This window comes from Plantibacter elymi (nom. nud.) (genome assembly GCF_900177795.1).
Taxonomy (GTDB): Bacteria; Actinomycetota; Actinomycetes; order Actinomycetales; family Microbacteriaceae; genus Plantibacter; species Plantibacter elymi.
Genome location: NZ_FXWJ01000001.1, coordinates 564,827 through 585,220 on the forward strand (window position 1 = coordinate 564,827; position 20,394 = coordinate 585,220).

The 20,394-nt window shown below is 70.0% G+C and carries 22 protein-coding genes; 5 read left to right on the top strand and 17 right to left on the bottom strand.

Features of this window, described 5'->3' with window-relative positions; translation table 11 throughout:
• Positions 1-17: 17 nt before the first annotated feature.
• Entirely contained in the window at positions 18-2,309 is a 2,292-nt protein-coding gene (locus CCK91_RS02705; protein ID WP_086472745.1) for an FdhF/YdeP family oxidoreductase, read from the bottom strand.
• Positions 2,306-3,184, bottom strand: coding sequence for a formate dehydrogenase accessory sulfurtransferase FdhD (gene fdhD / locus CCK91_RS02710; protein ID WP_086472746.1), 879 nt, complete (start codon positions 3,182-3,184; stop codon positions 2,306-2,308). The genes CCK91_RS02705 and fdhD overlap by 4 nt, the downstream gene beginning before the upstream one ends.
• Positions 3,185-3,277: 93 nt before the next feature.
• Between fdhD and mobA the strand changes: the two genes are divergently transcribed.
• Genes mobA through CCK91_RS02725 form a run of 3 tightly spaced genes read left to right on the top strand, consistent with a single transcriptional unit; the run spans position 3,278 to position 5,470 of the window.
• Entirely contained in the window at positions 3,278-3,973 is a 696-nt protein-coding gene (mobA, locus tag CCK91_RS02715) for a molybdenum cofactor guanylyltransferase (RefSeq protein WP_086472747.1), read from the top strand.
• Entirely contained in the window at positions 3,963-4,235 is a 273-nt protein-coding gene (locus CCK91_RS02720) for a DUF6457 domain-containing protein (protein ID WP_086472748.1), read from the top strand. Before mobA ends, CCK91_RS02720 begins: the two co-directional genes overlap by 11 nt.
• Positions 4,232-5,470, top strand: coding sequence for a molybdopterin molybdotransferase MoeA (locus CCK91_RS02725; RefSeq protein ID WP_086472749.1), 1,239 nt, complete (start codon positions 4,232-4,234; stop codon positions 5,468-5,470). The genes CCK91_RS02720 and CCK91_RS02725 overlap by 4 nt, the downstream gene beginning before the upstream one ends.
• Positions 5,471-5,482: 12 nt before the next feature.
• Here CCK91_RS02725 and CCK91_RS02730 read toward each other — a convergent pair whose 3' ends face one another.
• From CCK91_RS02730 to CCK91_RS02780, 11 genes are all read right to left on the bottom strand, one after another.
• The gene (locus CCK91_RS02730) at positions 5,483-6,295 is read right to left on the bottom strand and encodes an HAD family hydrolase (RefSeq protein ID WP_086472750.1); all 813 of its coding nucleotides are present in this window, start codon (positions 6,293-6,295) and stop codon (positions 5,483-5,485) included.
• Entirely contained in the window at positions 6,292-7,446 is a 1,155-nt protein-coding gene (locus CCK91_RS02735; protein WP_165766968.1) for a cysteine protease StiP family protein, read from the bottom strand. The genes CCK91_RS02730 and CCK91_RS02735 overlap by 4 nt, the downstream gene beginning before the upstream one ends.
• Positions 7,443-8,849 (bottom strand): phosphoribosyltransferase domain-containing protein, encoded by a 1,407-nt coding sequence (locus CCK91_RS19785; RefSeq protein ID WP_207568168.1) that lies wholly within the window; start codon positions 8,847-8,849, stop codon positions 7,443-7,445. Before CCK91_RS19785 ends, CCK91_RS02735 begins: the two co-directional genes overlap by 4 nt.
• Positions 8,846-10,039: an HpcH/HpaI aldolase/citrate lyase family protein gene (locus CCK91_RS02745; protein WP_086472753.1), complete on the bottom strand. Its 1,194-nt coding sequence runs from the start codon at positions 10,037-10,039 to the stop codon at positions 8,846-8,848. Before CCK91_RS02745 ends, CCK91_RS19785 begins: the two co-directional genes overlap by 4 nt.
• Before the next feature lie 2 nt (positions 10,040-10,041).
• Positions 10,042-10,881 (bottom strand): hypothetical protein, encoded by an 840-nt coding sequence (locus tag CCK91_RS02750; protein WP_086472754.1) that lies wholly within the window; start codon positions 10,879-10,881, stop codon positions 10,042-10,044.
• 3 nt (positions 10,882-10,884) lie between these two features.
• Positions 10,885-11,436, bottom strand: a complete 552-nt coding sequence (locus tag CCK91_RS02755) for a TerD family protein (RefSeq protein WP_086472755.1) — start codon at positions 11,434-11,436, stop codon at positions 10,885-10,887.
• Complete coding sequence (locus CCK91_RS02760) at positions 11,436-11,951, bottom strand: hypothetical protein (RefSeq protein ID WP_086472756.1); 516 nt, start codon at positions 11,949-11,951, stop codon at positions 11,436-11,438. Before CCK91_RS02760 ends, CCK91_RS02755 begins: the two co-directional genes overlap by 1 nt.
• Before the next feature lie 54 nt (positions 11,952-12,005).
• Positions 12,006-13,217, bottom strand: coding sequence for a toxic anion resistance protein (locus CCK91_RS02765; protein ID WP_079704610.1), 1,212 nt, complete (start codon positions 13,215-13,217; stop codon positions 12,006-12,008).
• A gap of 52 nt (positions 13,218-13,269) precedes the next feature.
• Complete coding sequence (locus CCK91_RS02770) at positions 13,270-13,848, bottom strand: TerD family protein (protein ID WP_086472757.1); 579 nt, start codon at positions 13,846-13,848, stop codon at positions 13,270-13,272.
• A 58-nt stretch (positions 13,849-13,906) separates the two neighbouring features.
• A complete protein-coding gene (locus CCK91_RS02775; protein WP_086472758.1) occupies positions 13,907-14,497 on the bottom strand; it encodes a TerD family protein in 591 nt (196 codons plus the stop codon).
• Positions 14,498-14,625: 128 nt separating this feature from the next.
• Positions 14,626-15,852, bottom strand: coding sequence for a TerC family protein (locus CCK91_RS02780; RefSeq protein WP_086472759.1), 1,227 nt, complete (start codon positions 15,850-15,852; stop codon positions 14,626-14,628).
• Positions 15,853-15,974: 122 nt separating this feature from the next.
• On the opposite strand from CCK91_RS02780, the gene CCK91_RS20025 reads away from it, so the two are divergent.
• Positions 15,975-16,466 (top strand): MarR family winged helix-turn-helix transcriptional regulator, encoded by a 492-nt coding sequence (locus CCK91_RS20025; protein WP_086472760.1) that lies wholly within the window; start codon positions 15,975-15,977, stop codon positions 16,464-16,466.
• Positions 16,467-16,476: 10 nt separating this feature from the next.
• Here the strand turns inward: CCK91_RS20025 and CCK91_RS02790 are convergent, their stop codons facing one another.
• Together CCK91_RS02790 and CCK91_RS02795 are read right to left on the bottom strand one after the other, a co-directional pair.
• A complete protein-coding gene (locus CCK91_RS02790; RefSeq protein WP_242664212.1) occupies positions 16,477-16,980 on the bottom strand; it encodes a GtrA family protein in 504 nt (167 codons plus the stop codon).
• Between the two features lie 7 nt (positions 16,981-16,987).
• The gene (locus CCK91_RS02795) at positions 16,988-18,508 is read right to left on the bottom strand and encodes a glycosyltransferase family 39 protein (protein ID WP_086472761.1); all 1,521 of its coding nucleotides are present in this window, start codon (positions 18,506-18,508) and stop codon (positions 16,988-16,990) included.
• A 206-nt stretch (positions 18,509-18,714) separates the two neighbouring features.
• Here CCK91_RS02795 and CCK91_RS02800 point away from each other — a divergent pair, with 206 nt between their 5' ends.
• Positions 18,715-19,368 carry a hypothetical protein gene (locus CCK91_RS02800; protein WP_086472762.1) on the top strand — a complete coding sequence of 218 codons (654 nt, stop codon included), beginning with the start codon at positions 18,715-18,717 and terminating at the stop codon, positions 19,366-19,368.
• On the opposite strand, the gene CCK91_RS19475 is transcribed toward CCK91_RS02800, so the two are convergent.
• Positions 19,358-19,867, bottom strand: a complete 510-nt coding sequence (locus CCK91_RS19475) for a hypothetical protein (RefSeq protein ID WP_133059915.1) — start codon at positions 19,865-19,867, stop codon at positions 19,358-19,360. The two genes, CCK91_RS02800 and CCK91_RS19475, sit on opposite strands and share 11 nt — an antisense overlap.
• A 285-nt stretch (positions 19,868-20,152) precedes the next feature.
• Positions 20,153-20,326 (bottom strand): CsbD family protein, encoded by a 174-nt coding sequence (locus CCK91_RS02805; protein WP_086472763.1) that lies wholly within the window; start codon positions 20,324-20,326, stop codon positions 20,153-20,155.
• Positions 20,327-20,394: the final 68 nt, after the last annotated feature.

Genomic DNA, 20,394 nt, shown 5'->3' on the forward strand with positions numbered 1-20,394 from the left:
CGACGTCGCTCCGGGTGTCAGGCGGCCGGCTGCAACCGCACGACGATCGCCTTCGAGACCGGGGTGTTGCTCCGGTCGGCCGTCGAATCGAGCGGGACGAGGACGTTCGCCTCGGGGAAGTACGCTGCGGCACATCCACGAGCGGTCGGGTAGGAGACGACGCGGAAGCCGCGGAGTTCCCGATCCGGCTGCCCGGCCCACTCGCTGAAGACGTCCACCGTCTGCCCGTCCTCCAGGCCGAGGTCGCGGAGGTCGTCCGGGTTGACGAAGACGACGTTCCGGCCCTTCTTGATGCCGCGGTACCGGTCGTTCAGGCTGTAGATCGTCGTGTTGAACTGGTCGTGCGAGCGCAGGGTCTGCAGGAGCAGCCGACCGGGCGGGCAGTGGATCGGTTCGAGCTCGTTGACCGTCAGCAGGGCGCGACCCTCGGGGTTCGTGAACGTGCGGGAGTCCCGCGGTCCGTTCGGCAGGACGAAGCCGTCCTCGCGGCGGATCTGCTCGTTGTACCCCTCGCAGCCCGGCACGACCCGTCCGATGTGTTCGCGGATCGTGTCGTAGTCGTCCTCGAACGCCTGCCAGGCGATGCCCGAGTCCTCACCGAGCGTCGCACGCGCGAGTCGGGTGATGATGGCGACCTCGGAGAGCAGACCGGGCGCTGCCGGCGGGATGCGGCCGTGCGAGGCGTGGACCGCGCACACCGAGTCCTCGACGCTGACCATCTGCGGTCCGCTCGCCTGCAGGTCGATCTCGGTGCGCCCGAGGGTCGGCAGGATGATCGCCGCCTCGCCCGTGACCGCGTGCGAGCGGTTGAGCTTCGTGGAGATCTGCACGGACAGCTGCGTTCCGCGGATCGCGGCCTCGGCGGCGGCGGTGTCGGAGATCGCCGCGACGAAGTTGCCGCCGAGCGAGATCCAGGTGCGGACCTCGCCCCGCTGCATCGCTCGGATCGCGTTCACCGCGTCGACACCGTGCTCCCGCGGCATCGGGACCGCGAACTCGCGCTCCATGGCGGCGAGGAAGGACTCGGGCATCTGCTCCCAGATGCCCATCGTCCGGTCGCCCTGCACGTTGCTGTGCCCGCGGATCGGCGACGCACCGGCGCCCGGCTTGCCGATGTTCCCGCGGAGGAGGAGCAGGTTGATGATCTCCTTGATCCCGTTGACCGCCGCCTTGTGCTGGGTCAGACCCATCGCCCAGGTGACGATCGTCGCGTTCGAGGCGATGTAGCGTTCGGCGAGTTCGTCGATCTGCTCGCTCGTGAGGCCGGTCGCCTCGAGCACCGCCGTCTCGTCGAGGTCTGCCAGGTGGGCCGTGAGCTCCTCGAGCCCGAGGCAGTGCTCGGCGAGGAACGCGTGGTCGAGGATCGTCCCCGGAGCCGCCGCCTCGGCCTCCAAGACCCGCTTCGAGACCGCCTGCAGCAGCGCCATGTCGCCGCCGAGCCGGATCTGCAGGAACTGGTCGGAGATGACCGTGCCGCGCCCGACCATGCCGCGGACCGTCTGCGGGTTCTTGTACCGCTCGAGCGCCGCCTCGGGGAGCGGGTTCACCGAGACGATCGTCGCGCCCGCCTGCTTCGCGTCCTCGAGCGCCGTGAGCATGCGCGGATGGTTCGTGCCCGGGTTCTGGCCCATCACGATGATGAGGTCGGCCTGCTCGAAGTCCTCGTACCGGATGGTCGACTTCCCGACGCCGATCACCTCGCCGAGCGCAGTGCCGGTGGACTCGTGGCACATGTTCGAACAGTCGGGGAGGTTGTTGGTCCCGAAGGCGCGCACGAAGAGCTGATAGACGAAGGCCGCCTCGTTCGACGCGCGGCCGCTCGTGTAGAAGACGGCTTCATCAGGGGACGCCTGCCCACGCAGCTGATCGCCGACGATGGCGAACGCCTCATCCCAGCTCACCGGCCGGTAGTGGTCCGAACCGGCCGGCTTGTAGACGGGCTCCGACAGCCGACCCTGCATGCCGAGCCAGTACTCCGACTTGTCGGCGAGATCGGTGAGCGAGTGTTCGGCCCAGAACGCGCTCGGGATGACGACCGGCGTCGCCTCCCAGATGACGGCCTTCGCGCCGTTCTCGCAGAACTCGAGCTTCTTGCGGTCGTCCGGGTCGGGCCAGGCGCAGCTCATGCAGTCGAAGCCGCCGCGCTGGTTGATCGAGGTGAACAGCTCCGCGGTCCGCTTCGGCCCGAGCTGTCGGAGGGCGGGCTCCATCGAGTGCAGGATGCCGGGCAGGCCGACGGCGACGTGCTTCGGGTGGCTGACCTCGATGTCGGCGTCCGTGACGTCCTCGACGGGCGGTTCGGTGCTCATGCGTTCGCTCCGGTCTGGAGTGCTGCTGGCGCCGAGCCTTCGGCCGGGTCGGCAAGGCGATGCGCTCCGCTGTAGACGACCATCGAGTCGCCGCGGAGGAATCCGACGAGCGTCATCCCGAGTTCGGTGGCCAGTTCGGCGGCGAGCGAGGACGGAGCGGAGACGGCGGCGAGCATCGGGATGCCGGCCATCGAGGCCTTCTGCGTGAGCTCGAAACTCGCGCGCCCGGACACCATCAGGACCATGGAGCGGAGGGGGAGCAACCCCTCCTTCGCCGCCCATCCGACGACCTTGTCGACGGCGTTGTGCCGGCCGACGTCCTCGCGGAGGACGAGCATCTCGCCGGTGCGGGCGTCGAACAGGCCGGCCGCGTGCAGGCCACCGGTGCGCTCGAAGACCGCCTGCTGTGCCCGGAGGCGGTCGGGGAAGGTCACGAGGAGCGCCGGGTCGAGGCGGAAGTCGTCGTCCGCGACGGAGTAGCGCGAGCTCGTCCGGACGGCGTCGATGCTCGCCTTACCACAGAGGCCGCACGAGCTGGTGGTGAAGAAGTTCCGTTCCAGGCTCGGATCGGGGGCGGGGACGCCGGGGGACAGGGCGACGTCGAGCACGTTGTACGTGTTGACGCCCTCGTCCGTCGCGCCAGCGCAGTACCGTGCGGTCCGGACGTCGTCACCCCGACCGATGACGCCCTCCGAGACGAGGAAGCCGATCGCGAGGTCGACGTCGTGACCGGGCGTCCGCATCGTGATGGCGAGCGAGCGACCACCGACGCGGATCTCGAGCGGCTCCTCGACGGCGAGGACGTCCTCGCGGGTGCGCGCGGGCTGTCCCACCGTGATGCGGGTGGCGCGTCTGCGCGCCGTGATGCGAGTCATGGCTCATGGCTATCACCACCATCGGACGAGGGCAAGGTGCCTCACCGGATCCGCAGCCGCCTCGGGGGTTGGATCGCGGCCTAGGCTGGTGCCATGTCCGTCGACGCGATCATCCTCGCGGGAGGGCGGTCCTCCCGCCTCGGCGGCGTCGCGAAGGCGTCGTTGCTCCGCGACGGCCGGACGCTCCTCCAGCTCGCGATCGATGCTGCGCGGGCGGCCGGCGGCCGTGTCGTCGTGGTCGGCCCCGAGGTCGAGACGACTGATCCAGTCCGCTTCGTCCGCGAGCGCCCCGTGTTCGGCGGTCCTGCTGCGGCCATCGCCGCAGGCCTGGACGCCCTGCGTGATGGCGTCGCGGCCGAGGGTCCCGCGCGGGTCGCCGTCCTCGCCTGCGACATGCCGGATGCCGCGCCGGCGCTCGCCGCGGTGCTCGACGCAGCCACCGCCACCACCACTGACACTGCCGGGACGGACACCGACGGCTGGGTCGCGGTGGACGACTCCGGTCGTGAGCAGTCGCTGCTCGCCGTCTACCACCGGGAGGCCCTGGAAGGCCGGGTCGCCGCACTCCGGATGTCACAGCCGAGCGGTGACCTCGCGGGTGTCTCCGTCCGCCAGCTGCTCGCCGGACTCGTCCTCCGACAGGTGCCCATCCCCGACGGCGGCTCGGCCGACGTCGACACCTGGGCCGACGCCACCGAACTCGGGGTCGTCACCGCCGTCGAGTCGCCGGCATCGACCGCGTCCACCATGCCGACCGCGACCCTGAGGAGCGTCTCCCATGACCGATGACCTGCATGCCGTCCTCGCCGACTGGACCGACCGGGTGTCTGCCGAGCTGGAGCTCGGCGACGTCGCGGTCGACATCGACGCCGTCCTCGGACTCGCGGGCACGGCCGCGCACGCCGTGCTGCGTCCGGCCGCCCCACTCACCACCTATCTCGTCGGCATCGCCGTCGGGAAGGCGCTCGCGAGCGGGGCGGATCCGGTCGCCGCCGCCGAGGCTGCGACCGCGGCCGTCGACCGGTTGGTCGCCTCGGACTCGACCGCATGACGAGGTCCTCCTGGTCGGACGCCCGCAGCATCGCGCATGCGGCGGGTGCCGCGCTGCGGTCCGACGTCGTCGACACCCTGGCGCTCACCGAGGCCCTCGGGCACGTCCTCGCGGCGCCGCTCGTCTCGCCCATCGCGATCCCGCACTACGACTCCTCGGCGATGGACGGCTGGGCGCTGGCCGGGAGCGGGCCGTGGGTGCTCTTGACCGGCGGTGACGCCGAGCGCGCGCGGTCGGTCGGACTCAGCGACGGTGTCGCGGTCGACGTGCTGACCGGTGGGCTGATCCCGGCGGGCGCCGAGACTGTGCTCCAGCTCGAGCACGGCATCGTCGAGCACGGCTCGGGATCACCTCACCTCCACCTCGCCCCGACCGCACCGAGCGGTGAGCCGCGCCCGGGGCGGCACATCCGGCCCGCCGGAACCGAGTCACCCGCGGGGTCGACCGTCCTCGACGCCGGCACGCGTCTCGGTCCCGTCCACCTCGCGGTCGCCGCCGGAGCCGGCTTCGACCGCGTGCCTGTCGTACCGACCCCGCGGGCCCGCCTGGTCCTCACGGGTGATGAGGTCGTCACGAGCGGCGTGCCCGGCCCGGGGTTCGTCCGCGACAGCTTCGGCCCATCCCTCCCGGGAGTGATCACCTCGCTCGGTGGCGTCGTGACGTCCAGCGTCCGTGTCGGCGATGACGCGTCCACCACGGCCGACGCCCTCGGGCTGACGAGTGCGGTCGGCGCTCCTGCCCGCCACCAGCGGGACCTCGTCGTGACCACGGGTGGTACCGGCGACTCCCGCGCCGATCATGTCCGAGCGCTGCTGCGCGACGCCGGAGCGGACTTCCTCGTGGACGGCGTCGACGTCCGTCCGGGTGGCCCCGCCCTGCTCGCGCGGCTGCCGGACGGTCGCCTGTTCGTCGGGCTCCCCGGCAATCCGCTCGCCGCACTGCTCAGCGTCCTCACGCTCGTGCACCCGGTGCTCGCGGGCCTCCAGGGACTCGAACTCCCGGCCCTGCGACCGGCGGTGCTCGCTTCGCCCATCGACGGGGTCCGCTCCGGGACGGTCCTGCGCCCCTACCGCTCGGTGCACGATCCCGACTCGGCCACGGCGCATGCGGAGCCGACGCCGTGGCACGGGGCAGCCATGCTCCGAGGCCTCGCCGACGCCGACGGCGTGCTCGTGTGCCCGGGCTCCGGCGCGGCCGCGGGCGGCCTGGTACCGAGTCTCGACCTGCCCTGGTGATCGGGCCTCGGGTCAGCAGCCCCGGACGGCTGCCGCCGTCATCAGCTGCAGCAGTTCCTCGCCGGCGAGGATGCCGCGCCGCTCGGTGACCGTCAGCGTGTCGATCGTGAAGCCCTCGTCGTCGAGCTCGCCGTGCGCCGGCCGGAACGCGAGGTCGGCGGTCTCCAGCATCGACTGGTCGAGGAGCGAGTCGCCGGCCGCGAGCACGAGTGGCCCGTCGAGCCGACGGGCGACCTCGCTGACGGCGTCGTGTTTCGTGAGCGTCCGTGGCACGCAGTAGAGCTTGCGTCCCTGCAGGGACACCGTCCACCCGAGCCGTTCGCACTCCTGCTCGACCTGCTCGAGCCAGCCCGTCGGGATCGCGTCGCGCTCGACGATCGAGTAGAAGAACAGCGCGTCCGCGACGTTCGTCTTGAGGATCCAGGTCGGCGACGCCAGCTCCTCGAAGCGCGCGAGCGCCTCGTCGAGCGGGGCGGTGTGGTCGGTGAGGTGCGCTCGCAGCCGGTCGCGCCAGTCGGCATCGGGGACGCCGTCGACGAGGATCTCGCCGCCGTTGCTCGTGATCGCGTACGCGGGCGCGCCGCCCGGCAGCTGCACCCGCTGATACTGCGCCACGGTCCGCGTCGTGACGGGCATGAACACGGCCTGCGAGCGCAGCTCGATCAGCAGGCGCTCCGACTCGCGCGTCATGAACGAGATCGGCACGCCGTTCCAGAGTTCCGAGACGATGATCGACGGCGCCTCGGGGTCCGGCGTCTCGAGCCAGAACGCCTTCGGCGAGTAGATGAGGGTGCGGTCGAGGTCGCAGGCGACGAGGGCGCTCACTGGGCGTCTCCCGCCGCGGCGTCGCTCAACGGGTTGATGAGTCCGACACAGCTGTAGGGCAAGCCGGGCACGACCTCGACCGGCACGCCGCGCTGCTCGGCGAGCAGGAGCACGTGCGCGACGTCGTCGAGGGCGTCCGGCGATACGAGCACCTTCCACGGCACCCGGCGGAGCAGCACGCGGGTGGTCTCGCCGACACCCGGCTTCACGAGGTTCACGGTCGGGATGTCGTACTGTTCACGGATCCGCTCGACGGCCTCCCAGCCGATCCAGCTCGGTTCACGATCGGCCGCCGAGGCCTCCTCCACGCCCGCGGCGACGTCGTCGACCACCTCGGCGAAGCGGCTGGAGACCGCGTCGAGGAACGCACCGGAGACGTCGTGACTGCTGAGCTCACGGTAGAACTTGGCACCGTGGAACTGGTCGTCGGAGAGCAGCTCGCGGTTGTACACCGTGCGGGACACGAGGCCGGAGACGGTGGAGTTCAGGCACGCCGAGGGGATGAGGTAGTCGTCGCGGGTGCCGTACACGGGCACACAGTGGCCGGGGTCGGCGAGGACCGCCAGCTCGTCGGAGAAGCGGATGCCGTCGGTCTCGGCGAAGCGTTCCAGTGCCGCCGTCAGTTCACGCGCGATGGCGCCCTTGCCGGTCCAGCCGTCGACGAACGCGATCTGCTCCGGATCGTGGTGCGCCGCGAGGTAGCGCAGCGCGGTCCCGTCGACGCCGACACCGCGCACGATGCTCATCGTGTAGTGCGGCACGTCGATCCCACGGACCTCCTTCGCCCAGCGACGCATGAGGATCCCGATGGGCGTTCCGGCGCGGGCGAGGGAGACCAGCACGGGGCGGTTCGCGCGGGAGGCCAGGACGAGGTCGGTGACGACACCGACGGCCACCGCGAGGCGCCGGCTCGACCGCGCGAGGGCGTCGCGGTAGAGCTCCTCGTACTCGGGGGAGGGCAGGTACTCGATGGGCAGCGACTCGGCGTAGTGCGCACGACCGCTCTGGATCGCGGCCTCGCGTTCGGAGGCGTCGGCCTCGAGGCGGGTGTCGCCGAGATCGGTCAGCAGCCAGCGCACCTCCGAGGCGTCGTAGGACCCGAAGTCCGGTCCGGTGAGCGGCTCGGGGAGGGCGGCGGCGTCGATGGTCACGGTGCGGGGTTCCATTCGGCTGGGGTCGGGACGGATTCGGTGAGGAGGACGACGATGACGTGTTCGGTGACGGTCCGCAGCGCCTCGACGACGCCGTCGGGCCGGAGCAGGAGCTCGCGGTCGGCGCCCGGCTCCGGGAACAGGACCACCGCCGCGAACCGCGAGCCGCCGCGCGAGAGGTTGTAGGCGAAGCGGGGTCCGAGGCCGTCGATCGTGCGGTCGTGGCTGGTGAAGGACACCGCGCTCGCGATGGCGTAGTCGTCACGGTCGATCACGGCGATGGGGGATCGCGTGGTGGTCGAGAAGCGCGTCGCTCCGCGGGCGCGGTCGAGGTGGGCGGCGACGGCCAGCGGTACCGCGATGAACTCCTCGGAGCCGAGCACCACGACCTCGCCGTCCGGCAGCTCCGGACGGACCCGGTCGGCGATCGCGGCGGTCACCGCGTCGTCCAGGCGTCCTGGCGCACCGAAGCGCGCGCTCCGCACGGGCGGCAGGTCGGAGGCGTCTACGACGATGACGTCGCCGGCTGCGGTCGAACCCGCGACCGATGCGGCGGGTGCAGCGTCGATGACCGCTCGCGCTCGGGCGAGGACGTCCTCCGGAAGGTCGACGGCACCCACACCGAGTGCCACGACGGTGATCCGGGTGCCGAGCCGGTCGGCGAGGTCGTCGAAGCGCTGCCGGTCCGCATCCGAACGGAGGTCGATGAGGCCCGCGACCACCCAGTGCGCCTGCGGAGTGGTGGCGTGTAGGGCGGTGATCGTGTTGCGGACGGTGCGTCCCGTGCTCAACTCGTCGTCGACGAGCACCGTGGTGCCGCCGGCCGTGGCCCACGCGGGGTCGCTCGGGTACAGGCGGTGGTCGCTCGCGTGCGAGTGCTCCTCCTCGAACGGCGTGAAGGGCACGTCCGCCTCGTGCCTCGTGGAGTGGAGGTACGGCGAGCCGAGCGCGTCGGCGACGATGTGGCCGAGCCCGGTCGCCGTCTCCGCATAGCCGACGGTGACGAGCTCCGGCCCGGCCGGTGGCGCCGCATCGCGGAGCTGGGCGAGGTGCTCGCGGACGGCGGTGAGGGCGGCGAGACCGTCAGCATCCGGCCGTTCCCGACGGGCCAGGAGCTGCGCCACGGTGTCGAACGGAGCCGTCTCCGGATCGCTGCCGTCGAGCGCGCTCCGCACCAGCAGTCCGAGCAGTTCTCCGGCGGCGAGTGCCAGGCCGGGCACGGTCGGCACGTGTTTGGCGAGGACCGTCGACACGAGCAGCTGCGCGCGTTTGGGGTTGTCGCGGAGTGCGAGACCGACGAGGTCCTCCACCGGGATCAGGCTTCGGGAGGCGTCCGAGCGGAGGCCGATGCCGACGGCGTCGCGCACGAAACCGCCTGTCCATGCGCCCGTCCATACGGTCACCGCATGCTCGTCTCGAGGAGGTCGACGAAGGTCGTCTCCTCCGCTGCCACCCCGAAGGCATCCGCACGGAGCAGGGTCTTGCGCGCCCACGCCTGGTGCGGCTTCATCTCGTTCATCTTGTTCCGGTACGGGGAGGCGTTGGCACCGCCGCCCACGTCGCCGACGACCGAGAGGGCGTCGACGTACTCCTCGTGGCTCACGACCGACATCGCGTGGACGACCGGCACGTGGCTCGGGTGGATGACCGTCTTGCCGAGCAACCCGTTCGCCTGGTCGAGCGCGATCTCGCGGATGAGGCCGTCGAGTCCCTTGAGGAGGAGCTTCTGACGCAGCTGCGCCTCGTTCGCGTCCTGGAACGGCGTCATGCGCAGCTGCGGGCGCATGAGCCGCTCCGCGTTGTGGAAGTGCTCCCAGACCGTGCCGGTGATGACGAAGTCGTCGCCCGGCCGACCGAAGACGTTGACGACGTCGGCGATGACCGAGGAGACGAGTTTCACGTCGTACACGGTGAGGTCACGCGAGCGCCGGAGCGAGAAGGCGCTCGAGAGGTCGGTGGCACCGATCCGGACCGCGAGGACGTCCTCGCGGTGGGCCTTCGTGACGTCGACGATCCCGGAGAGGGTGTCGTCGCGGGTCTCGCGGTGGATCATCCGTGGCGACTCGAGGATGGGCATGACCCGGAGCCGACGCGCGCCGTTCGACCCGTCCTGCCCGTAGTCGCGCTGCACGCGGCCGAGCGCCTCGAAGAAGCGGTCCGCCAGCCCCTCGCTGTTCTCGTACTTGGGGATGACGAAGCCGCTCAGGAGGTCGAGTCCGGGACCGAGGAGTCGGGCGACCCGCTCGAGCTGCTCGGGCGTGCGGACACGGATGAAGAGCAGCGGCAGCACAGGGCGCTTGGACCCCGAGCTCTTGGCGGCGAGCTGCTGCATCGCCTCCGCGACGTTCGTCTCGGCGAACTCGACCGCGTCGTCGGGGACCGAGTCCTCGAGGCACAGCACCATGCTCAGGCACCCGTGCTTCGCCTGCTTCACCACGTCCTTCGCGAGCGTCGGGCGCGTGCCGGGACTGTAGAGCGTGGCGCCGAGCGCCGCCGCCACGTGTTCCGGCGGGGAGTCGATGCTGATGGGGCTCGGGAGCTTGTGGAACAGCCGCGACGCGCGCTTGTCGTCGACGTAGCTGAAGTGGCGCATGGTCATCGTCTCCGGGGTTCGCGGGCGACGACGTACGGCGTCGGCTCGAAGCCGAACTGCTGCAGGAGCGTCTGGAGGGGGATCTCGGCGGGAAGGGGCTCGAGGCGGAGTTCGAGCCTCGACCCGATGCGCAGCAGCGAGACGACCGGAGCGGCGCCGGTCTCGTCGGCGGCCGCGAAGCTCTCGCCGTCGAAGAGCTGCACCGTCAGCGGACGGCCGGGTGTGCCGACGAACAGTGCGCGCCGGATGAGGTGCACGTGCCGGAGCGCGAGGATCGCGTCGCCGCCGTCGAAGCCGAGCAGCGGCCGGTTGCCGGGCGTCGTCACGGGCGTGCCGTCGATGCCGTCGGCGGTCGCGACGCCCGTCACGAGTTCGACGGTCTCCCACACGATCGCCGTCGCTCCGCCGACGATGAGGCTGCCGATGGCCGACTGACGCGGGTCGAGCCGGACCAGCGGGGTCTCGTCGTCGAGGACGCGGACCTCCTCGGCCGTCGGGGCGGGGAAGGGCTGTGGGGTCGTCGGTGCTGCGGCGGGCGTGGTGGCCGGGCGTGCCGACGGCGCAGCGGGAGCGGGCGACGAGGATCCGCCGAGCGAGAGTCCCGTCGACGGTGCCGACGCTGCCGACGGCGCTGCCGATGCCGCCGGGGCAGGGGGTGCGGCGGCGGGCGTCGACGGCCCGCCGAGCGTGAGTCCCGTCGACGGTGCTGCCGACGCGGCGGGGGCAGGTGCCGCCGGGGCGCTCGCCACCGGCTCGACCTGCGCCGCCGGCTCGGGCCTCGGCTTCACCCGACGACGGAGGTAGTCGATGTCCCGTCGCACCGGGGAGGTGTTGAGCGGCACGGCTCAGAGGTCGATTCTGAAGTCGCGCGCCACGCCGGCGAGACCACCGGCGTACCCCTGCCCGAGGGCGCGGAACTTCCAGTCCGAGCGGTGCCGGTACAGCTCGGCGAGGAGCAGCGCCTGGCTGCTACGGACCTCGGCGATCGGCACGTCGAAGCGCACGAGCTCCCGACCGTCGGGCGTGGCGACGCGGACGAACGCCGAGCGCACGGGCGAGAAGTCGCCGGGACCGCGGACGTCGGGGTCGATGTAGAGCAGGAAGGCGATCTTCGACACGGCGTCCGACACGCGCGACAGCTCGACGTCGATCTCCTCGTCGTCGGCCTCGGAGGAGAAGGTGACCGCGCCGTCCTGGCTCTCGACCTGGTTGAAGAACACGAGGTGGTCGTCGGACAGGGCCTTGCCGTCGTCGCCGCACATGATCGCCAGCGGCACGGGTTCGCTCTGCGGCCCGCGGCTCGCGATGACGTCCCAGCCGAACCCGATGAGCACGGCGTCGAGGCCGGGGTTCTCGGCGGTGAGCGCGGCGTTCGCGCCCGCGATCAGCGACGCCATCAGTGCGCACCCAGCACGAGACCGGCGTCGGGCTCCTGGAACTTGTCGGAGAGGAACCGACCGTGCGTCGAGAGTTCGGCGATCGCGCCGATGCGGATCTGGTTGAGGAGGTCGCGGATGGTCTCCTCGATGAGCTCCAGCTGACGGGCGAAGACGATCGTGCTGCGGGAGTCGTCGGTGCGGTCCGCGGCCGGCAGCGCGAGGAAGGAGCGCAGCGGGGACGGGATGTAGTCCGTCACCATCGCGGCGAGGAGCACGCGCTGCTCGGTCGACGCACCCTGGTCGGCGATCGTCGCGACGACGAGGCGCAACTGGTCGTCGATCTGTCGGAGCTGTGAGGTGAGCAGCGTGGGGAGGTCGCGCCCCACGGAGCGCACCGAGTCGCGGAGTTCGTCGAGGTGCCGGGCCGTCTGCTCGTCCTCGGTCTCACCGACGGGCGCCGGCGTGGCGTCGGCGACGCCGAGCGGCTCGGCCCCGCCGGTCCGCAGTGCGTTCAGCAGTCGTCCGAATGCCATCCCTCGTCCCCTTCGTCCTCAGCGACCCGTGCGCCCGGTCACCCGAGCGTGAGGCTACCGCAGTTCGCGCTGCTCGGCCTGACGGCTGCGCTCGAGGTACGGCTTCGCCTTCTCGAGGCCCGACTCGAGCGCGTTGACGGTGCCCTCCATGTTCTTGGCGGCTTCGGCACGGAAGGTGTCGATCGCGTCCATGGTCTGGAAGACGTTGTCGAACGCGCGCTGCAGGGTCTCGACGCTGACACCCGCGGTGGATGCCTGCTGGTGGATGCGCGTGGTCTGGTCCTTCAGCATCTCGCTCGTCTGCAGGATCATGTTGTTCGTCGTGGTGTTGATCGCGTCGATCTGGTCGAGGACCATCTTCTGGTTCGCGAGGGCCTGCGCGACGACGACGGCGGTCCGCAGGGCGGCGATCGTCGTGGTGCGGGCGCGGTCGACACCCTTGATGAGCTCGAGGTTGTTCTTGCGGATGAGGTCCATCGCGAGGTAGCCCTGCACCGAGACGGCGAGCTGCGTGAGGATGTCCTGGTGGCGCTGGCGGACAGGGAAGAGGACGTCGGCCTCGAGCTTCTGGGCCTCCTCGATGCGTCCGGAGGAGCGGGCTTCGTCGATCTTCGCGACACAGGCGGCGTCGAGGGCCTTCGCGAAGACGGCGTACTCGCTGAGCGCCTGCATCGTCTCCCAGAGCTGGACCTTCTCGCCGGCGAGGGCGGCGTTGTCCTTCAGGAGCTCGTCCTGGCCGGCCATGAGCGACTTGATGATCTTGTCGAGCTGGGTCTGCGCGGACTCGTACTTCTGGAAGTACTTGGCGAGCTTGTTGCCGCCCGGGATGAACCCGAGGATCTTGCGGCCGACGCCGAGGTCGGCCTGGTTCGGCGTGAGGTCCTCGACGGTGCTGCGGAGGTCGCCGAGCGTGGTCGCGACCTTGATCTGCGCGCTGTCACCCGAACGCTTCGCACCGGCGACCGAGGTCGACGAGCGGTCGAGCATGCGGGAGGAGTACCCGCTCGACTGCACCATCTCCTTGCCGCCGATCTGGGAGATGCCCTCGATCTTCTGCGTGAACTCGGGCGAGCGCGGGTCGAGCGTCGCCACCTCGGTCACGAAGGAGCGCGCCTGCTGCTGGATCTCCGTCTGGCGCTCTGCCGGGACCGGGACCATGCCCGGTGCCTCTTCGGCCTGCACGACGTCCGGTGCATCCGGAGCGTGCAGCACGAGGGAGGCTGCTGCCTGTTCGTTGGCGTCTGGCGGAGTGAGTGGCGTGCTCATGCGGTCGACCTTGCTCTCGTGTGTGGCTTGCTCGTGGTGGAGGTGTCGGTGCTCAGCCGAGCGGAACGCCGAAGTCGCCGGCGATGCCGGCGAGGCCGGTGGTGTAGCCCTGGCCGACGGCCTTGAACTTCCACTCGGATCCGTTGCGGTAGAGCTCCGAGAACAGCATGGCGGTCTCGGGGGCGGCGTCCTCGCTGAGGTCGAAGCGGACGATCTCGGTGCCGTCCTGGTCGACGATGCGGCAGTACGCTCCGCGGACCTGGCCGAAGTTCTGGCGTCGCTCGTCGGCCTTGTCGATCGACACTGCGATGATCACGCGCTCGACGTCTGCCCCGACCGCGTTCAGATCGACCGAGATCTGCTCGTCGTCGCCCTCGCCGTCGCCGGTGCGGTTGTCGCCGAGGTGCTTGACGGAGCCGTCCGCTGAGGCGGGCTGGTTGTAGAAGATGAAGTCGGCGGAGGAGCGCACCTTGCCGTTCGCGCCGACGAGCAGCGCCGAGGCGTCGAGGTCGAAGGCCTCACCGCTCGTGGAGCGCGGGTCCCACCCGAGACCGACCGTCGCGACCGTCAGGCCGGGGCTGGTCTTGGTGAGCGAGAGGTTGTTGCCCTTTTCGAGGGTGAGTCCTGCCATGGTGATCGCTTCTCCTTCGGAACTGCGCTGTCGCGCGGGGGACTACTGCGGGTGGTGCTCAGAGGGCCTGGGCGGCCGGGCCGAGCAGGTCCATGACGGATCGACCGTTGGCGCGCTCGCCGATCGCCTTGAAGGTCCAGCCGTTGCCCTCGCGCGCGACCTTCGACATGATCATCGCGGTGTGCGGACCGGAGTCGGTGAGCTGGTAGCGGGCGACCTCGGGCGAGCCGGGGGTCGAGTCGTCGATGATCCGGCTGAAGGCGTTCTGCACGGTGTCGAAGGTCTGGCGGCTGTAGCTGCTGATCACGAACACGATCTGCTGGACGGACGGGGCGACCTTCGAGAGGTCGACGAGGATCGTCTCGTCGTCGCCGTCGCCGGCGCCCGTGAGGTTGTCGCCGGTGTGCGTGGCCGAGCCGTCCTTGCTCGCGAGCTGCTGGAACCAGATGGTGTCGAGCACCTTGCCGGTGGCGTCGAAGAAGATCGCTGAGGCGTCCAGGTCGATGTCGGGTGCGGACGAGCGTCCGAAGAAGCCGCGCTTCACCGGTGCGACGCCGTCCCAGCCGAGGCCGAGGCGGATCCGCGTGAGCGAACCGCCGTCCTGCTTCGTCAGTGAGAGCGACTGGCCCTTTTCCAGACTCAGACCCATGGTTCCGTCTCCTAGATGCTTCATCGTGTAGCTGGTGGTGAGGTGTGGGACGTGCGCCCCGGCCGAAGCCGGGAGCGCACGACCACGTTATCGGTTCAGCCGGGCGAGCGCCCGGATTCCCGGTCCGTTCAGAGCAGGCCGCGGGAGTCGGGGCTCTTCGCCTGCAGTTCGTGGGCCCGGGCGAGTAGCCGCTGGAGCTCCTCGTCGTCGGCCGCCTTCGCCTGGTGCTTGGGCTTCAGGTTCGCGAAGGACTTCTGGCGCTCGACCATCCGGGTGTAGCTCGTCTCGAGTTCGACCTCGTCCACGTGGTGGCCGTCCGGGATGTCCTCGGGGGAGTCGGCGTGGAGCACGATCTTCTTCGCCTGGCTGCGGGCGTCGCTGATGATCGTGTGGGCACGACCGGCCGGGCTGAGGAGCGACAGCAGGACCGTCACGATGAGGATGCCGACGATGACGGCGAGCGAGAGGCCCGTCTCGATCTCGAAGACCGGGACGTGCTCGCCACCGTTGATGAACGGCAGGGTGTTCTCGTGGAGCGCGTGCAGGACGAGCTTCACGCCGATGAAACCGAGGATCGCCGCCAGGCCGTAGCTCAGGAAGATGAGGCGGTCGAGCAGGCCGTCGATGAGGAAGTAGAGCTGACGGAGGCCGAGCAGCGAGAACGCCGTTGCGGTGAAGACGATGTACGGGTTCTGCGTGAGGCCGAAGATCGCGGGGATCGAGTCGAGCGCGAAGAGCAGGTCGGTGCCGCCGATGGCGACCATGACGAGCAGCATCGGCGTGAGGACCTTCTTGCCGTTCTCGATGGTGACGAGCTTGTCGCCGTCGTAGCGGTCGGTCGTCTTGAACAGGCGCTTGGCGAGTCGGATGACGAAGTTGTTCGCCTCGTCGTCGCTCTCCTCCTCCGGACGGAGCAGCTTGACGGCCGTGAAGATGAGGAACGCGCCGAAGATGTAGAACAGCCAGGACCACGCGTTGACCGCGGCGGCGCCGAGGAAGATGAACCCGGTGCGGGCGATGAGCGCGAAGACGATGCCGAAGAGCAGCACCTTCTGCTGGTCGGCCCGCGGGACGCGGAAGCTGGACATGATGATGAGGAAGACGAAGAGGTTGTCGACCGACAGGGCCTTCTCCGTGATGTAGCCGGCGAAGTACTCGGACCCGAGCGTCCCGCCGCCGAAGATGAGGACGCCGACGCCGAAGAGGAGGGCGAAACCGACGTAGAGGGCCGACCACTTCGCGGCTTCCGGCAGCGTCGGCTCGTGGGCCTTGCGCACGTGGAAGATGAAGTCGAAGGCGAGGAGGGCCAGAATGCCGACGATCGTCAGCAGCCAGACGTATCCGGGGATTTCCATGGGCTGTGTTCTCCGCAGCGCTCGAGGTGGGGGACGGGTGATGTTTAGTTGGTGCCGTCCCACTATATAGTTGGTATGGTCGAACCAACACCCGAACGCACGTATTCAGAAAGAATTCAGCTATGAGCGATGACGTCGACCCCGCTGAGGCGGGAGCTGTCATCCAGGCGTCCCTCGCGACGGTGCTCCGTTGGTCCACCAGGGCCGACAACCGGCGTTCGCTGCACGACGCCGAGGGTGCCGCCCTCACCGCCACAGACGCGTGGCTCCTCGAGTACGTGATCACCGCCGGGCCGATCCGCATGTCCACGGTCGCGGGCTGGATGGACGTCGACAAGTCGACCGCGACGGCCGAGGTGCGTCGCCTCGAGGAGGGCGGTCTCGTCGTCCGGGCGACGGATCCGAGTGATCGCCGCGCGGTGCTCGTGAGCGCTACGGAGGAGGGACGGACCGCCCTCGAACGACACCGGCAGGCGGCGCAGCAGGTCTACAACACCCTCGTCGGCAAGTGGAGCGAGCGCGACCGAGCGGAACTCGCCCGGCTGCTCTCGCGGTTCGTCGACGAGTTCTCCTGGGTCAGCGACGCCGTCTCGCAGCACAACGCGAGTCGGTGACCGGACGACCTCACGGGTCGATGCGCACCGGGATCGGCCCCGTCGGCTCTGTCCGCTCCGCTCGCGGCCCGTACACCCAGAAGCGGTAGAGCACGAAGCGGAACGCGGAACCGAGGGCCAGTCCGACGATGTTCGCCGACACGTTGTCCGCCAGCGGCGTCGTCAGGTGCATCGCGTCGTGGGAGACCCAGAGGCAGCCCAGGGCGATCGCGCCGCCCGCGAGGCTCACGATGCCGAACTCGAGCGCTTCGCGGGCGACGTCCGAGCGCCGGTGCGCGCGGAAGGTGAGGAGCCGGTTGCCCACCCAGTTGGCCACGATGGCGAGCGTCGTGGAGACGCCCTTCGCCACGAGCAGTCCGGAGGTGCCGGTGTGGAGGAACACGGTGTACGCGAGGAGGTTGAAGACTCCGACGTCGACGAGGAAGCCGGCGCCGCCGACGAGGCCGAAGGCGGCGACCTCGCGGACGATCGGTCGCCGGAGCAGTGCGCGCGGATCGGGAAGGGCTCGGATCACCACCGCGTCACGACCTGACCAACTCGAAGACGATGCTGCGGTAGACGGGGATGCGCTGCTCGACGTGGTAGCCGAGCGCCTCCAGATCCGCCACGTTCGGCGAGGTGCTCGAGCCCTCGACGACCCAGACGGTGTCGTGGCCGATGAGCCGGTCGTGGATCTCGGACAGCGGCGCGGCGAGATCCCAGAGCTCGGGGCGGTCGCGGTAGCTCGTCTCGAGCGCCACGTCGTCGAGGCCGGCGAAGGCCTGCGGGTAGAGGTCGATCGCGAGTCGCGACTTGCGGGAGGGCTTCACCGACTGGTCGAAGACGACCGCGTCGCCCGGCGAGGCATGGGCCTGGACGACCTCGGCGGTCTGCCGGAGGTCGCTGCCGTCGTCCTTCGCGTAGGGGCCACGCTGCGCTACGAGGATCGGAGCGGCGAGTGCGAGGATGAGCGCGACACCGGCCGCGGTCGCCACTGCGCGGTCCACCCGCTTCGGGAGGAGGTCCACGATCGTCCGGAGTCCGAGCGCCATCATGATCGCGACGGCCGGGACGCAGAAGGTGACGTAGCGGAGGTTGTACATCGGCGTCACGAGGGTGTTGCCGATGATGAGCAGCGCGGTCGGTGCGAGCGCCCAGACGGCGATCATCGCCAGGGCGCGACGCTGTCGGGAGGATTGGCGCACCACGAGGACGCCGATGGGGGCGAGCACGATGAGCAGCCACGCGAGCACGGCGAAGGCCGGCGTCTGGAACCACTGTCCGACGAGCACCGATTCCGGCGTCGCGTAGTCCCGCCTGCCGAGGAACGCGATCTGCTCGCGCTGAGCGATGCCGGCGATCACGATCGGAGCACCGAGGGTCAGTGCTCCGGCGAGGGACCAACCCCACGCTCGGACCACTCGCCGCCCGGGGCGTTGGAGTGCCATCCACGTGGCGTGGACGATGAGGAGCATCGCGAGGTACAGGAACAGGTACATCGAGGCGGCGCTCGCGATGGCGAAGAGTGCCCAGCTGCGGCGTGATGTGGACCGGCGACGCACGAGCGACACGAACCAGACCGTCAGCCACACGACCGCGGCCATGCCCAGCGCATAGGAGCGCGTCTCGGCGCCCATCCTGGTGACCTGGGGGATGACGGCGAACACGAGGCCCGCCGCGATGCCGATCGTCGGGGTGAAGATGGACCTCGCGAGGACGACCGTGCCGGCCGCGGCCAGACCGACCCCGATCGCGCTCGGGAACCGCGTGACGGCCTCGGCGGTCCCGAAGGCGCCGGTCCAGACGTGCAGGAACGCGTAGTACAGGCCGTGGACGGCGTCGATGTGGCCGATCATCCCGAACATGACGGGGAGCGGGCGTTCGGCGGCGAGGATGCTCGCCGCCTCGTCACCCCAGTACGACGGCGTCCCGATGCCGATGAGCGAGACGAGGGTGGCGAACAAGCCGACGACCCACGGCACGGCGCGGCCGCCGAGGAGGGTGTGGAGGGCGTCCCACCGACGGCGCGAGGGCGCGGTCGGGACGGTGATCGTCGCAGTCATGGGTTCCCCTCGGACGCGGCAACCTGGCGCGTCGTCTCATCGTCCGCCGCTCGGATGAACGCCAGCAGGGAGATTCCTGAGAGGGCGCGGGGGATCCTGCTGGAACCCGACGGCCGGAGGCTGGCCGCCCGGTGGGGAGTTGTCCCCATCGCGCGGCGGCGGCGCGCGGGACAGACTGCAGGGGTCCGCCGCCGAAAGGAATCCCGATGCAACTCTCCCGCGTCACCGCCCTGATCACCCTCCCCGTCGCAGCCGTGCTCGTGCTGGCCGGATGCTCCACGCCGTCGGCCCCCGACGCGAAGCCGACGGAGAAGGCCTCGTCGTCCGCGACCTCGAAGCCGACGTCGACCGGATCGGCGGACGGCGAGGTCACCGAGCCTGGAGCGCAGGTCGGGATCGATGAGCCGATCGTCTACGAGTCGCAGGGCACCGACGGCGTCACCGCGCTCATCAGCGCGAAGCTGACCGAGGTCACCCCCGCGACGGCCGACCAGGTCGCGTTCCTCAAGACGCAGTTCGACGGCGGGGAACTCGACGGCTACGACATCACGCTCATCCGGCTCGAGATGACCAAGGTGTCGGGCGACCCGGTGGCGTTCAACAGCGACGCGACCTCCTTCGCGCCTGTCGACGCCGATGGCGAGAAGGTCCAGGAGGCCACGCTCATCGGGTGGGACGAGTGCGGATCCGAGTCGTTCACCGAGGAGTTCGACGCTGGCGCGCCGATCACGCAGTGCTACGTCGCGGCGGCTCCCGCCGGTGGCAAGGCTCCGGCCGGACTCATGTACGACGGCGGTTTCACCGACCCGAACCCGTACGACTCCTACGACGGCGACCCGATCCTGCTCATCAAGGACTAGCTGTACTGCGGGCTGAGTGCCCTTCGACAGGCTCAGGGACCGGAGCGTTCCGGGTGCTCCTCTCCCGGTCACTGAGCTTGTCGAAGTGCCCACGAGGAACCCTCATCGTTCCGGCCACACTTCTCGCGGTCACTGAGCTTGTCGAAGTGCCTGAGTGCCCTTCGACAGGCTCAGGGACCGGATCATTCCCGGTGAACATCTCCCGGTCACTGAGCCTGTCGAAGTGCCCGCGAGGATGCTTCATCGTTCCGGGCGAACATCTCCCGGTCACTGAGCTTGTCGAAGTGCCCACGAGGAACCCTTCCGGCGGGAACACGGCCGGAACGACCGAGTCGGCGAGCGCGTCCGCATATGCGGCTGAGCGAGCCAGCAAGCGCGCCTCTCGTGCGTCGAGCGCTGCTCGCAGCCGGTGGATCTCCGCGTATTCATCCGAGAACTCCGCGAGCTGCGCGGCGTACTCGTCGCCGACGCGGATCGCGGTGAGGGTGGTCTCGGTCATGGAACCAGTCCACCATGGACCACTGACATTCCAGATGGTGAGTCGTCCTGGTTGTGGAAGCCTCCTCGTGTGCCCTTCGACAGGCTCAGGGACCGGGGGAAGGGCCCCGGATTCGTGGGGTGCTCCCGTGTGCCCTTCGACAGGCTCAGGGACCGGGGGAGGTCCACCGGGTTGGCGGGGTTTCTCCGGGGGCGGTGAGCCGAGTCGGCGCCCCCCCCCCCCCCCCCCCCCCCCCCCCCCCGCCGGTGGCCTGAAAGAGCCACCGGCGTTCGTGTGATCGGGAGGTCAGTTCTTGAACGCGTCCTTCACGTTCTCACCGGCCTGCTTCACGTCGGACTTGGCCTGGTCGGCCTTGCCCTCCGCGACGAGCTTGTCGTTGTCGGTCGCCTTGCCGACGGCCTCTTTGGCCTTGCCCGCGAGGTCTTCGGCGGCGTTCTTGATCTTGTCTGCTGCGCTCATATGGTGCTCCTCACATGTTCTTCGGGCTGTCGATCCGCACTGATCGAATCCGACAGGGCGACCTGGTG

What these genes read in the sequence shown, in the direction of transcription:
- CCK91_RS02720 (WP_086472748.1), top strand. Translation starts at nt 3,963, where the DNA reads ATGACCGATGACCTGCATGCCGTCCTCGCCGACTGGACCGACCGGGTG.
- CCK91_RS20025 (WP_086472760.1), top strand. Translation starts at nt 15,975, where the DNA reads ATGAGCGATGACGTCGACCCCGCTGAGGCGGGAGCTGTCATCCAGGCG.
- fdhD (WP_086472746.1), bottom strand. Translation starts at nt 3,184, where the DNA reads ATGACTCGCATCACGGCGCGCAGACGCGCCACCCGCATCACGGTGGGA.
- CCK91_RS02800 (WP_086472762.1), top strand. Translation starts at nt 18,715, where the DNA reads ATGCAACTCTCCCGCGTCACCGCCCTGATCACCCTCCCCGTCGCAGCC.
- CCK91_RS02760 (WP_086472756.1), bottom strand. Translation starts at nt 11,951, where the DNA reads ATGGCATTCGGACGACTGCTGAACGCACTGCGGACCGGCGGGGCCGAG.
- CCK91_RS02725 (WP_086472749.1), top strand. Translation starts at nt 4,232, where the DNA reads ATGACGAGGTCCTCCTGGTCGGACGCCCGCAGCATCGCGCATGCGGCG.
- CCK91_RS02745 (WP_086472753.1), bottom strand. Translation starts at nt 10,039, where the DNA reads ATGCGCCACTTCAGCTACGTCGACGACAAGCGCGCGTCGCGGCTGTTC.
- CCK91_RS02770 (WP_086472757.1), bottom strand. Translation starts at nt 13,848, where the DNA reads ATGGCAGGACTCACCCTCGAAAAGGGCAACAACCTCTCGCTCACCAAG.
- CCK91_RS02795 (WP_086472761.1), bottom strand. Translation starts at nt 18,508, where the DNA reads ATGACTGCGACGATCACCGTCCCGACCGCGCCCTCGCGCCGTCGGTGG.
- CCK91_RS02765 (WP_079704610.1), bottom strand. Translation starts at nt 13,217, where the DNA reads ATGAGCACGCCACTCACTCCGCCAGACGCCAACGAACAGGCAGCAGCC.
- CCK91_RS02705 (WP_086472745.1), bottom strand. Translation starts at nt 2,309, where the DNA reads ATGAGCACCGAACCGCCCGTCGAGGACGTCACGGACGCCGACATCGAG.
- mobA (WP_086472747.1), top strand. Translation starts at nt 3,278, where the DNA reads ATGTCCGTCGACGCGATCATCCTCGCGGGAGGGCGGTCCTCCCGCCTC.
- CCK91_RS02780 (WP_086472759.1), bottom strand. Translation starts at nt 15,852, where the DNA reads ATGGAAATCCCCGGATACGTCTGGCTGCTGACGATCGTCGGCATTCTG.
- CCK91_RS02775 (WP_086472758.1), bottom strand. Translation starts at nt 14,497, where the DNA reads ATGGGTCTGAGTCTGGAAAAGGGCCAGTCGCTCTCACTGACGAAGCAG.
- CCK91_RS02805 (WP_086472763.1), bottom strand. Translation starts at nt 20,326, where the DNA reads ATGAGCGCAGCAGACAAGATCAAGAACGCCGCCGAAGACCTCGCGGGC.
- CCK91_RS19475 (WP_133059915.1), bottom strand. Translation starts at nt 19,867, where the DNA reads ATGACCGAGACCACCCTCACCGCGATCCGCGTCGGCGACGAGTACGCC.
- CCK91_RS02755 (WP_086472755.1), bottom strand. Translation starts at nt 11,436, where the DNA reads ATGGCGTCGCTGATCGCGGGCGCGAACGCCGCGCTCACCGCCGAGAAC.